The 12,324-nt window shown below is 56.4% G+C and carries 12 protein-coding genes and 1 tRNA gene; 12 read left to right on the forward strand and 1 reads right to left on the reverse strand.

The genetic code is table 11. From position 1 onward, the window contains the following. Nucleotide 1 precedes the first annotated feature (1 nt). The 12 genes from RLO149_RS17860 to RLO149_RS17920 all read left to right on the forward strand — a co-directional run bounded on the left by RLO149_RS17860 (nucleotide 2) and on the right by RLO149_RS17920 (nucleotide 9,862). A complete protein-coding gene (locus RLO149_RS17860; RefSeq protein WP_013963487.1) occupies nucleotides 2-979 on the forward strand; it encodes an HpcH/HpaI aldolase/citrate lyase family protein in 978 nt (325 codons plus the stop codon). A 401-nt stretch (nucleotides 980-1,380) separates the two neighbouring features. After that, nucleotides 1,381-2,100, forward strand: coding sequence for an ABC transporter ATP-binding protein (locus RLO149_RS17865; RefSeq protein WP_013963489.1), 720 nt, complete (start codon nucleotides 1,381-1,383; stop codon nucleotides 2,098-2,100). Beyond that, nucleotides 2,097-2,888, forward strand: a complete 792-nt coding sequence (locus tag RLO149_RS17870) for an ABC transporter permease (protein WP_013963490.1) — start codon at nucleotides 2,097-2,099, stop codon at nucleotides 2,886-2,888. Before RLO149_RS17865 ends, RLO149_RS17870 begins: the two co-directional genes overlap by 4 nt. Nucleotides 2,889-3,279: 391 nt before the next feature. Then, nucleotides 3,280-4,875: a sensor histidine kinase gene (locus tag RLO149_RS17880; RefSeq protein ID WP_013963492.1), complete on the forward strand. Its 1,596-nt coding sequence runs from the start codon at nucleotides 3,280-3,282 to the stop codon at nucleotides 4,873-4,875. A gap of 10 nt (nucleotides 4,876-4,885) precedes the next feature. Beyond that, entirely contained in the window at nucleotides 4,886-5,566 is a 681-nt protein-coding gene (locus RLO149_RS17885; RefSeq protein WP_013963493.1) for a response regulator transcription factor, read from the forward strand. A 96-nt stretch (nucleotides 5,567-5,662) separates the two neighbouring features. Then, entirely contained in the window at nucleotides 5,663-5,770 is a 108-nt protein-coding gene (gene pqqA / locus RLO149_RS17890; protein WP_011567425.1) for a pyrroloquinoline quinone precursor peptide PqqA, read from the forward strand. 24 nt (nucleotides 5,771-5,794) lie between these two features. Continuing rightward, nucleotides 5,795-6,688: a pyrroloquinoline quinone biosynthesis protein PqqB gene (gene pqqB / locus RLO149_RS17895; RefSeq protein ID WP_013963494.1), complete on the forward strand. Its 894-nt coding sequence runs from the start codon at nucleotides 5,795-5,797 to the stop codon at nucleotides 6,686-6,688. Nucleotide 6,689: 1 nt separating this feature from the next. Then, nucleotides 6,690-7,439 carry a pyrroloquinoline-quinone synthase PqqC gene (pqqC, locus tag RLO149_RS17900; protein WP_013963495.1) on the forward strand — a complete coding sequence of 250 codons (750 nt, stop codon included), beginning with the start codon at nucleotides 6,690-6,692 and terminating at the stop codon, nucleotides 7,437-7,439. A 1-nt stretch (nucleotide 7,440) separates the two neighbouring features. After that, the gene (gene pqqD, locus RLO149_RS17905; protein WP_013963496.1) at nucleotides 7,441-7,716 is read left to right on the forward strand and encodes a pyrroloquinoline quinone biosynthesis peptide chaperone PqqD; all 276 of its coding nucleotides are present in this window, start codon (nucleotides 7,441-7,443) and stop codon (nucleotides 7,714-7,716) included. Further along, nucleotides 7,713-8,819 (forward strand): pyrroloquinoline quinone biosynthesis protein PqqE, encoded by a 1,107-nt coding sequence (pqqE, locus tag RLO149_RS17910; RefSeq protein ID WP_013963497.1) that lies wholly within the window; start codon nucleotides 7,713-7,715, stop codon nucleotides 8,817-8,819. The genes pqqD and pqqE overlap by 4 nt, the downstream gene beginning before the upstream one ends. Nucleotides 8,820-8,882: 63 nt before the next feature. Next, nucleotides 8,883-9,719 carry a hypothetical protein gene (locus RLO149_RS17915; protein ID WP_044025734.1) on the forward strand — a complete coding sequence of 279 codons (837 nt, stop codon included), beginning with the start codon at nucleotides 8,883-8,885 and terminating at the stop codon, nucleotides 9,717-9,719. Nucleotides 9,720-9,785: 66 nt separating this feature from the next. Further along, nucleotides 9,786-9,862, forward strand: a tRNA-Met gene (locus RLO149_RS17920). A gap of 749 nt (nucleotides 9,863-10,611) precedes the next feature. On the opposite strand, the gene RLO149_RS17925 is transcribed toward RLO149_RS17920, so the two are convergent. Next, nucleotides 10,612-12,300 carry an amidohydrolase family protein gene (locus RLO149_RS17925; protein WP_013963499.1) on the reverse strand — a complete coding sequence of 563 codons (1,689 nt, stop codon included), beginning with the start codon at nucleotides 12,298-12,300 and terminating at the stop codon, nucleotides 10,612-10,614. Nucleotides 12,301-12,324 lie beyond the last annotated feature (24 nt).

Consider the following 12,324-nt stretch of genomic DNA (forward strand, 5'->3'; position numbering starts at 1 on the left):
CATGTCATTCCATCCTGTTGATCAGGCGCAAGCCCGCCTGAATCGCTCTGAACTTGCCGTTCCGGGGAGTCAGCCGCAAATGTTTGAAAAAGCAGCACAATCAGACGTTGATGTCATCTTTCTGGATCTGGAAGACGCCGTTGCACCGGATGAAAAAGAACAAGCGCGCAAGAACATCATCAAGGGCCTGAACGAGATCGACTGGGGCACGAAATCGATGTCGATTCGGATCAATGGTCTGGACACGCACTACATGTATCGCGATGTGGTCGACGTTGTTGAACAGGCCGGAGAGCGGCTCGATCTGATCATGATCCCGAAGGTGGGAACCGCCGCGGACGTCTATGCCGTCGACATGATGGTCACCCAAATTGAGGACGCAAAAGGCTATTCAAAACGCATCGGTTTCGAACACATTATCGAAACAGCACTTGGCATGCAGAACGTCACTGAAATTGCCGGTGCATCAAAGCGCAACGAAAGCCTGCATTTCGGCGTGGCAGACTATGCCGCATCCACGCGCGCGCGCACGACGATCATCGGGGGCGTGAACGAGGATTACTCCGTTCTGACAGACCCCGACGCCGAGGGTAACCGGCAAACGCATTGGGGGGATATGTGGCACTATGCTCTTGCGCGCATGGTCGTGGCGGCGCGCGCAAACGGATTGCGCCCGATTGATGGCCCTTTCGGTGATTTCAAAGACCCCGACGGGTACAAAGCGGCTGCCTACCGGGCAGCGGTACTGGGCTGCGAGGGCAAATGGGCGATCCATCCCAGTCAAATCGCACTCGCCAACGAAGTGATGAGCCCGTCTGACGCCGAAATCACCAAAGCACAGCGCATTCTGGAAGCGATGGCGCAAGCAGAGGCCGACGGCAAGGGCGCGGTGAGCCTTGATGGTCGTTTGATTGATTATGCCTCCATTCGTCAGGCGGAAGTTCTGGTTGAAAAAGCAAAGCAAATTTCAAACGCCTGACCAAAGTGATCGCCCTCAATCGGACTGGACAATACAAAAACAAGCGTTGCGCAGCTTACACGGCGCAACGCGTCCCGACGTGCCGACCGTGCAGCGGGAAACGCTGGCCAAGCCGCTTGCCGAATGTATCCGCAGCACAGGTACATTGGATGCGACCACAGGCTATTTATAAGTTGCGATCGCTACTGCGGGCTCAATGACAACCACCCGGATCACATCATGTGCCCTGTCTCTGGATTGCGCGCTCTTCAAAACGCAAACGCGTCTGCAGTTCCGGGCGTACAGACAAAAGTCGTGTCGCACGGTCCTTGTTGTGTGTGTCATTTCATAGCAAAGTTGCACCAACAGTGGGTCATCGGGGAAAAAGGTATGTTTGTGACAGGTGACGGCGGCAACACTCCATGACGCTGGGGCTGTCGGTGCAGGACCTCAGCTTTACCTATGGCGCGAAAACGGCGCTGGACAAGGTCTCTTTCACGGTGGAGCCCGGTCGGTTCTGCGCTCTGCTTGGGCCAAATGGCGCGGGAAAGTCGACGCTGATCTCTTTGCTGACACGTCTATTGGTGGCGTCGCACGGCGACATTTCGATTGCGGGGCATGATCTGCGCGCGACCCCGCGCCGTGCGCTGGCCGAACTGGGTGTCGTATTTCAGCAACCCACGCTCGACTTGAATTTGAGCGTGCGCCAGAACATGAGCTATTTTGCGGCTTTGCACGGGTTGCCACGTACCGAGGTGCCCGGCCGGATCGATGAGGCGCTGGACAGGTTGGACATGCGGGCGCGCGGCGATGAAAAGGTCCATGCGCTGAATGGCGGGCACCGACGGCGCATGGAACTGGCCCGGGCCTTGCTGCACCAACCGGCTGTCTTACTGCTGGATGAGCCAACGGTTGGATTGGACGCCGCCGCGCGCCAGAGCATTACAAAGCATGTCCATGACCTCGCGGATCAGGGCCTGTGCGTAGTATGGACAACCCATCTGACTGATGAAGTGCGCGACACCGATGCGTTGCTGGTTTTGCACAAAGGCAAGATCATAGAGTCGGGAAAGACTGGCGATATACGTGGCCACACACCTTTATCTGATTGGTTTTTGTCACAAACAGGGGCAAAGGCATGAATGGGTTCTGGGGCGTGACGCGGGCGATCGTCGGGCGCGAATTTTTGCGGTTTGTACACCAGCGCGAACGGTTTTTCGCCGCTCTCGTGCGGCCGTTGGTCTGGCTGCTGATCTTTGCAGCCGGGTTCCGCGCGGCGTTGGGCTTGTCCATTATCCCACCGTATCAAACATATATCACTTATGAGACCTACATCGTGCCGGGCCTGTGCGCGATGGTGCTGCTTTTTAATGGCATGCAAAGCTCGCTCAGTCTGGTTTATGACCGCGAAATGGGGTCCATGCGGCTTTTGTTGACCAGCCCGTTTCCACGATGGTGGTTACTCTTTTGCAGGCTGTTTGGCGCGACGACCATTTCCGTGCTGCAGGTCTATGCATTTTTAGGCATTGCAGCGCTCTTTGGCATCACGATGCCCCCGCTTGGATATGTCGCCGTATTGCCCGGGCTGATCTTGGGCGGGCTGATGTTGGGCGCTTTGGGATTGGTGCTTTCAAGCTTTATTTCGCAGCTTGAAAACTTTGCTGGCGTGATGAACTTTGTGATATTCCCGATGTTCTTTTTATCATCCGCGCTTTACCCACTTTGGAAAATGGGGGAAAGCTCACCGCTGCTGCGCGACATCTGCGCCATCAATCCCTTTACCCATGTGGTAGAGCTCATTCGCTTTTTGCTCTACCTCCAGCTAAACCTGACGGCGCTGGCGTGGGTACTAGCCAGCACACTGGTTCTGGGGGTTGTTGCTGCTTGGGGATATGACCCAGCGCGCGGCATGATGAAGCGCAAAGGATAAGCGGGATGTGCTCAGATCTCGCGTTCAGCGAAAGAAACAGCGCGACATCGCCAGCTTTTGATATCTTGATTGGGGTGGGACGCCGCCCATTTGGCAAGTTCGGGCTGTGCACCCATCAAACACTGCATTGGTGTGACATCGGTGAATACGAGACTGCGTTCGCGACATTGGTCCGGTGCTGTCGCAAGGCATGCAACAAACAAAAGTTCAATCATAGCTCTGACTTTCCTGTAATCTGCTTCTTTTCGTCCTCCCGCACACGTCTCAAACCTAGACTAAAGTCGGTAAATTCGACGTTAAGGCAGCATCCGCACGTCAAAAACCTGATCAAATGCCCAAATTTCTGGCATAACAAACCCGCGACACCTAATTGCTTTGCAGCTGCAGCAAAATGAGAACGACCAAAGCATCCACACTATCGTTGAAATTTCGGCTCGCGGCTGGCGCGGCTCTTTTGAGCGCGGGCACCATCCTGACAGCGCTCACGCTTTATCTGGGGCTGAATGAGGTTGCACAACGGCTCGACGCAGCGGTGGCGTCGGAAACGCGCGTGGCCCGCTATGCCAGCTTGTCGACACAAGCGGCGACATTTCTGGTAGTCGCCAGCGAAGCCGTCCAGACCGGCTTGACCCCGGAAATTCGCAGGGATCGCATCGCCCCGGTGGCAGACCAGTTGCGCCGCACCTTCACGCAGTTGCACCGCGACGTTGAACAGGCGGTGTTTGCAGCGCGCGCCCTAGGGATCGACGCACAGTCACGCTATGGCACTCAATCTCTTGGCCTTGCGCGCATGGAGGCGCTCCTCGGCTCTACGCTGAACGGATTGGAAGATGACACCAATGATACGAACCGGCTGCGGACGCACATCGACACCTTTGCCTCAGGATTGGACCCCTTGCTAAGTCAGGCGGTGAATACCGAACTGCTGTTTCGCAACAATATCATGAGTGGTATCGGCGATCTGCGCCTGCAACTGACTCGAATCGCGCTGGCAATTGTTGCGGGTACCGTGCTTGCAGTCGCTGCTTTCTACTTCGGTCTCATCCGACCGCAATTCAACCGGCTGGACCGCCTGCGCAGAGCTGCCACACAGATAGGGCAAGGCAAATTCGATGTTGCGCTGCCAGTCTCGCGCCTCGATGAGATCGGCCAGCTGTCTGCTGAGACCAACCGTATGGCCGCTGCCCTGATTACGCGGCGCGATGACGTGCAAGCCCAATGGGACCGTCTGAATGATACGATCGCTGAGCGCACGGAAGCACTGCGTTCGGCCAATGATGCCCTCGAAGAGATTGACGACAAACGCCGTCGCTTTTTCGCTGACATAAGCCATGAGCTGCGCACGCCTCTGACCGTTATTCTGATGGAGGCGCAGATCGGCAAAACAGGCAGCCCCGACCCGGCAGCCGCCTTTGCCACGATCGAAGCGCGTGCCGCGCGCCTCAACCGCCGCATTGATGATCTGCTTAGGCTCGCCCGGTCGGACACGGGGCAACTGGCGCTGGATCCGGACAGGGTCACTCTTGGTGAACTCACAGAAGACGTGGCCGCAGAGGTTCAGGCGGAGGTGGATAATGCAGGCATGACACTGACAATTGACGCGATGCCGGACGTTGCCGTTTATTGTGACCGCAACTGGATACGTCAGGTTCTTGTGAGCCTGATGCGCAACAGTATTCGCCATGCCCGCGCGGGGCGTATGCTCCATGTTTCATCAGTGCTGGAAAAGACCTGCGCCGGCGTCAGCGTCACCGATAATGGCGGCGGCATTCCCGCCCAGGATCAGGCGCATGTGTTTGATCGTTTTTCACAGGGCAGCTCGGCAACAGCGAACGAAGGCTTTGGGGTCGGACTTGCCCTCGCGCACTGGGTGATCACCGAACAAAACGGCAGTATAACGCTGACAAGCCCCGTGCCTGTCGATCAGGCACTTGGCGATGCACCCGGGACGAAAATCGCGGTTTGCCTGCCGCGCGCCAACACCTAGTATAACGCATATGAGCGCTTTGTTGATCATCGACGACGACCCGGAAATCACCTCCGCCCTGTCGCGGGGACTTGCCTTGCATGGATATGAAACAGATGCTGAAAACCGGGCGGACCGGGCATTGAGCAGGCTGCAAACCGGGGTGTATGACGGCGCTATCGTTGATGTGATGCTGGGCGCGGACAGCGGGATCGATCTGGTGCGCATGGCCCGCGCCTCTGGCGTCAGCATGCCAATCCTGATGCTGTCCGCATTGTCAGATGTGGAACACCGCGCCGCCGGGCTTGAAGCAGGGGCCGACGACTATGTTGTCAAGCCATTCAACTTTGATGAGTTGGTCGCCCGCCTGCGTGTGCAGGAGCATCGTTCCGCTCAGCACCGCCCCCTGCCCCCGCTTTTGGTACGCCGCACCCGTGAGCTGAAAAACGACTGCGCCAGCGTCACCTTGACGGAGCGCGAATTTGCGCTTTTGGACCTTTTGGCCCGACATTCCGGGACGCCATTGTCGCGCGGGGCGATCTTTGACACGCTCTGGGCCGCCGAAGGGTCAAGTAACGAGAATGTGGTTGATGTGTATATCGGGTATTTGCGCAAAAAGCTGAAGAACTACAACTTTCACTTTGAAATCAAAACACTACGCAACCAAGGATTTACTCTTGAGGGTCCAGCACCGCAGATCAGCGAGCTCTAATACCGATTAAAGTCGTATATGCTCTTATAAATTAAGAGTCGCGCAAACCGGAATCCTCTGTCAGGATAAGACGATAAATCAGTGGAGGAGACCCCCATGGCTTGGACGAAACCAATCATCCGCGAAATCGAATGCGGCATGGAAATCAACATGTACGGACCAGAGAACGAAGATCGTCACGACGACCGCGACGACTTGTTCTAAACATATAGCGCGCGGGCAGACATAATGACTTTCCGCGCGCATATCCTTGGGGCCGCCGCAGGTGGCGGTTTGCCTCAATGGAACTGCGGATGCGACAATTGCAATCTTGCGCGTACCGGTGAAATTCCGGCGCAGTCCCAATCGTCTGTTGCAGTGACCGCCGACGGCGAAAACTGGGCGATCCTGAATGCATCGCCTGACATCAGACATCAGATGGCCGATTGTGCCGCCTTACATCCAAGCGGATTGCGAGAACTGCCGCTGCGGTCAGTGCTGGTGACCAATGGTGACATTGATCATGTGGCAGGTTTGCTGACCCTACGCGAGATGCAGCCGTTCAGTTTGTTTGCCACTGCCGGGATACATGATGTACTGGCCCAAAACCCGATGTTTGACGCCCTTAACAGTCGTGTAGTTGCGCGCGAAACCATTGCATTGGATGCAGCTTTTGAACTGGCGCCAGGGCTGATTGCAACGCTCTTTCCAGTGCCCGGAAAAGTCCCCCTATATCTCGAGGGGGAGACAGTGCAAACAGACCTCATCGGCGATCAGACCGTGGGCGTAAAACTTGAGAGCGCGTCAAAAACCGCATTCTACATCCCCGGCTGCGCCATGCTGAACGACGATTTGCGCGCGCGGTTGGAAGGGGCGGATTGGCTGTTTTTCGATGGCACCCTGTGGCAGGATGACGAGATGGTCCGCGCCAATCTGGGCCAAAAGACCGGCAAGCGGATGGGCCATATGTCGATGAGCGGCCCTGATGGATCCATCGCAGCTTTCGAAGGGCTTACAATCGGCAAAAAGATCTTTGTACACATGAACAACACCAACCCCGTACTTCGCCCAACCTCTGCCGAGAAGGCCAAGGCCGAGGCCGCAGGGTGGATCATCGGGCAAGACGGCATGGAGATCACCTGACATGACCCAATCCAGAGAAGAGTTCGAAGCCCGCCTTCGCCAGATTGGCGCGGAACGATATCACGACCTGCACCCGTTCCACGATCTGTTGCATGGAGGCGGCTGCACACCTGATCAGGTCCGCGCATGGGTGATCAACCGGTACTATTACCAGCATTCAATCCCCATGAAGGATGCAGCTTTCATGAGCCGGGTCGAGGACCCTGCCCTGCGCCGTCAATGGCGCTCGCGCATTGAGGATCACGACGGCACGGACGACAACGAGGGCGGCATCAAGCGCTGGCTGCGGCTGGCGCAGGCGGTCGGCCTTGACCCCGATTATGTCGCATCTTGTGAGGGCGTGTTGCCGGCGACGAAGTTCGCGGTGGATGCCTATGTGCGCTATGTGCGCGAAAAAACATTGCTCGAGGCAGTCGCGGCATCGCTCACCGAACTCTTTGCGCCCAAGATACATGCAAACCGCATTCAGGGGCTGCTCAAGAACTACGATTTTGCAGATGACAGTTCGCTGTCCTATTTCAAGAACCGCCTGAAGGAAGCACCAAAAGACGTGGCCTTTGGTCTGGCCTGGGTTCTGGATCAGGCAGATACGGCCGAAAAACAGGACGCGGCGGCGGCTGCCCTGACCTTCAAGACAGATGTGCTCTGGTCGCAACTCGACGCGCTTTGGGGGGCCTATGTTGCCCCCGCGCGTGTGCCACCCGGCGCTTGGCTGCCCGGCGACGGGTTATTACTGCAAAAGGCATCATGAAATGATGAACACCGATATCCCCTGCTTGCCGCGCGGCGTGCGCCTGCACCATGATCGTGTGCGGGATGCATGGGTCCTTTTGGCGCCTGAACGTGCGATAACTCTCGATGCGGTGGGCCATGCGATCCTGAACGAAGTGGATGGTACACGCAGTTTTGGCGAAATCACCAGCGTATTGGCGGACCGCTATGATGCGCCTCAGGACCAAATCCAAAAGGATAGTGCGGGCTTTCTGGACGCCTTGCGCAACCGTCGCTTTCTGGACGTGTCTGAATGAAACCACCTGCACCGATCGCCATGCTGGCAGAGCTGACGCACCGCTGTCCTTTGTCCTGTCCTTATTGCTCAAACCCCGTTGAATTAACCCGGCAAAATGCCGAACTTGATACGCAAACATGGGCGCGCGTTTTCCGCGAAGCGGCAGATCTGGGTGTGCTGCAGCTGCACCTGTCGGGGGGGGAGCCTGCGTCGCGCCGTGACCTGACTGAACTCGTGATCGCAGCGCGCGAAGCGGGTCTTTATACAAACCTGATCACCTCGGGCATCGGCCTGACGCAAAAGCGCCTCGGCGAACTGGATGCGGCGGGGCTTGATCATGTTCAACTGTCGCTGCAGGGGACAAACCCTGAAATGGCTGACGAGATTGGCGGCTATAACGGTGGCTTCAAGCGCAAGATGCAGGTTGCCGAATGGATCGGCGCGATCGGCTTTCCACTGACGCTCAACGCCGTTCTGCACCGTCGCAATCTGCACCAGCTGCCCCGCGCGCTCGAGATGGCACAGGAAATGGGCGCGCGCCGGATCGAAGTGGCGACCGTCCAGTTTCATGGCTGGGCGCTGAAAAACCGCGACGCCTTGATGCCCACGCGTGCGCAGGCACAAGAGGCAAACCGCATCGTGGCAGAGGCCCGCAAGCAACTGACAGGCACGTTGGTTATCGACTATGTGCCCGCCGATTATCACGAAGACTATCCCAAGCGATGCATGGGCGGCTGGGGGACATCCGGTTTCAACGTGATCCCGGATGGACAGGTTCTGCCTTGCCATGCGGCGCAATCCATCCCGCATCTCACCTTTGATCGTGTGCAGGACAAATCGCTAGGTGACATTTGGTACAAGGGAGAGGCGTTCAACGCCTATCGTGGCACCGAGTGGATGGCGGAGCCCTGCCAAAGCTGCGAGCGCAAGACCATAGATTTTGGCGGCTGCCGGTGTCAGGCGCTGGCCATTGTCGGTGATGCATCTGCGACCGATCCCGTTTGCATCAAATCGCCCCATCACGGCGCGTTGCAGGCGCAGGCGGACACCCATGCAGCACAAGTCGACGCCCCCCTCGTCTATCGGACATTCCCCGGCAAGGAAACGGAGCCTGCCGAGTAGGGCGAACCCGCCCCAAGGAAATGAGGCTTGATGAACAACGGGTGCGCTGTTAGCGCTGTTGGCATGGATAAGGTCATCGTCTGCATCAACTGGGGCACCAAATATGGTGCACCCTACATAAACCGCCTCTATGAAATGGTGGATGCCAACATCACGCCTCCGTTTCGTTTCGTGGCATTTACCGACACAAGCGACGGCGTTAATCCGGCGGTTGACTGCTTTGATCTGCCGGAAATGCCCGGGTTCATGCCAGAAAACACGATTGGCCAGTGGCCCAAATCGCGGCTCTGGGCGCCGGTGCTGGGGGACCTCTCGGGTCCTTTTCTTTTTGTTGATCTGGATGTGACGATTACCGGCTCCCTTGATCCGTTTTTTGAATTCGGATCGCCCGACGATGTGGTGCTTGCGCGCAATGCAGCAAAACCGCTGCAAAAGCTTGGCCAGACATCAATCTACCGGATGCCCGTTGGCGCATTGGCACCTCTGCAGGCACAATTTGCGTCCGACCCGCAAGCGGTCGCAGACAAGTATCGGTTTGAGCAGCATTTTGTGACCAAGAATGCGCCCAATGGGGTCAAATTCTGGCCCGTGAAATGGGTTCGACATTTCAGAATTGAGTGCATTCCAAGGTTCCCATTCAACTATTTCCTCGACCCGCGCCCCCCAAAGGGAACACGTGTCGTGATTTTCGCCGGTGCCATGAATCCCCCGGATGCCATCGCCGGGCAGTACAACCGCAGAACCCCTCATCTGCCCCCGCTCGCCCATGTGAAGCGCGCATTGAAATCAAGCAACAAGCTCAAATCGCTACGCCAATATGCACGCCCCGCAAAATGGGTGGAAGAAATCTGGTCGCAGTCAAACGCGTACAATTCAGCAAATGAACGCGAGGGAAAATAACCTCAAAGAATTTGTGAAGATGGTATTGCACCTTTTGGATCGGTGACATAGTTAGACGAACATTGGCGCGGGATGGAGCAGCCCGGTAGCTCGTCAGGCTCATAACCTGAAGGTCGTAGGTTCAAATCCTACTCCCGCAACCAAAATTACCAAACAATACCAAAGCCTTAGGCCTCGCATCACGCGGGGCTTTTTGCTTGTGTGCATTCCACGTCAACGCCAAGTCAACGTTTGACGAGTCGCGCAACAAATTTTCAATGAAATCAACGCGACTGCCCGATGGCGGCACTCTGTCACCCCGAGCACTTTGCGGACACCGTTCGTAGGAATTCCTGCCAAGTGACACGATTTCTGGGAAACACTGAACGAATCCATTCTCAAAAGGCTTGGCCCGCCCAAGCTTGCCGAGCTGGTGATGGAACTGGTGCAGGGGTCTGCAGCCTGTTGAACCCCGAAGCGAACCCACGGCCGAAGATGCAATTTTGCGATACCCGACCTTCGCCGCACGGGTCACGAATTGGTAAGGTGCGGGACTTTGCGGTCATTACGTGAAAAGCCCAAAGTGTAGCGAAACGGCCCAAAGCCGACGTTTGCATAGTTTATCAACGCGGCGATTAAGCTCACGAAAATGCACCATTCATTGTCTGAGCAAGACTTTGAGTTCATAAAGACTGTATTCGATACCAAGACACAGTCGTCACAGCCGCTACAAGCCATTGATCGCAGCGCAGGCATAATTAGTGACCGAGGCACGTTGCGCGCTGATACTCTCGTCGCCCAACACTTTGATTTTTCTGTCTTGGTTCAAATCCACGCATCGATAGTTGGTTGAAGGCCCATGTCGTTGGCGGGGGAGTCTCCCAATTTCAACCACACGGGCCCTCAGCATTTTTTAGTCTTCGCCGTCCAGAAGTGCTCCTGCTCCGGAGTCATCATGGACGTCGATCGTAACTAATTCCGGGTTTACGCCGATCGTGTGTTCGTTCAGCCATTTGTTGACCTCGATTGCTTCGAAACGTCCCTCGGCTTCGACCGGAAAGCGTATGGCTTCACCGGCCTTGACGGGCAATACTTCATTTTCCTTGACCACAATCGTGCCGTTCACAATGACATATGGAATACCTGTCGTCGGCGTGCCGTGCTCGCCAACCTTGTAGCCGGAATTGTCCGTGATCGTTAGAGGATCAAAGATGGTAATGTCTGCCACTTTGCCCACCTGCATTCTGCCACGGTCTTGCATAGATTTGAGCCCGGTATCACCCAGATGTTTGGCAACCCAGTAGCTGGCCTGTGCAATGGTGAACATCAGTGGTACGCCTTGTTCACGGCCCATACGGAAGGTCGCCCCGCGGGTGCCGGACGTTCTGGGGTGACCGCGATAGTCGGAATACTCCGCGTCCCATGGCAGCAATTCACCATCTTCGCCGACACCCGCCATTGCATCGCTGGCCAGTGTCATATGCGGAACCGTCAACCAGTAGGGCATCCATTCTTCGCGGTATGGAAAGAACACGACAACAGCCCGTCCCGGATTGGATTCAAGAAGTGCCGCGTATGTCTCATCTGTGAGATAGGCGTCATCGACCGGATCATAGAGCGTGTCTTCGTAGCGGTAGCCATATTTTTCCCGCCATTCCGCCGGGCGCAGGAAGTCTGCACTCACCGGCGTCGATCCAGCCGCATAAGGATAATACTCCGACCACATATTGAGACCCTTTTCGCGGGCCATCTGGAGTTTTTCCTCGATTTCCCACCAGCCGTAATCATTGTTGTGGGCCATCAAAAGTGGCGCATTGAGCAACATCGCGTTGGTGAAAATCTCGTCAAAGGCGATGGGCGCTTCCGTCGGTGTATCCTGAATCAGATGATACCGAGTATGCACGGACGTGAGGCGGCCATAGTTTGCGGCCGCCCTTTGTGCGGCGAAAAGCTCGTAGCTGGTCAGACCGCGCGCCATATAGGCGGCCCCCACCCCAACCCCAATCGCTCCGTCCTTCAGGTCGGTGTCCAGAATCTGCATGACCTCGTTCATTTGGTCGATGGACGATCTGGTGACAGACCATCCGACAATTCCATCCGCGCCCGCCGCAGCGATATAGGGGGTTGCTCGCGCATAATCAGTTGGTTCACTTAGTCCAGCCTCAGGATCATGAACCGCCATCCGTGCCATTATCATTCCTGCTGTGGTGCCATAATTCACCTGCCATCCGGTTTCGACTTTTTCATCATACCACCCACCGACATTGAACGCGCCAAGTTCCAAATCCATCCCCGTGGTGACGCCATCCCGCAGCGCCATCTTGGTCGCGAACTCATCTACAGCGTGATAATGCGTATCGATGAAACCCGGGGCCACAACGTGACCGGTGGCATCTATGGTTTCCGTACCGGAGAGCGGTTGCTTGCTGATGGCTGCGATGCGCCCATCAGAGATGCCAACATTGGCGATGTCATCGAACATCGTCTCAGGGTCCATAACCCTGCCATTGTTGATCACGAGGTCATAGTCTTGGGCGTACGCCGCTGATACGGCCAGACCGCCCACAACAACGGTCGTCGTTAAAAGTCTAAGTCTGCTCATTGATGAATGCTCCAGTAGGTCAAA

The sequence above is a fragment of the Roseobacter litoralis Och 149 genome (genome assembly GCF_000154785.2).
GTDB lineage: Bacteria > Pseudomonadota > Alphaproteobacteria > Rhodobacterales > Rhodobacteraceae > Roseobacter > Roseobacter litoralis.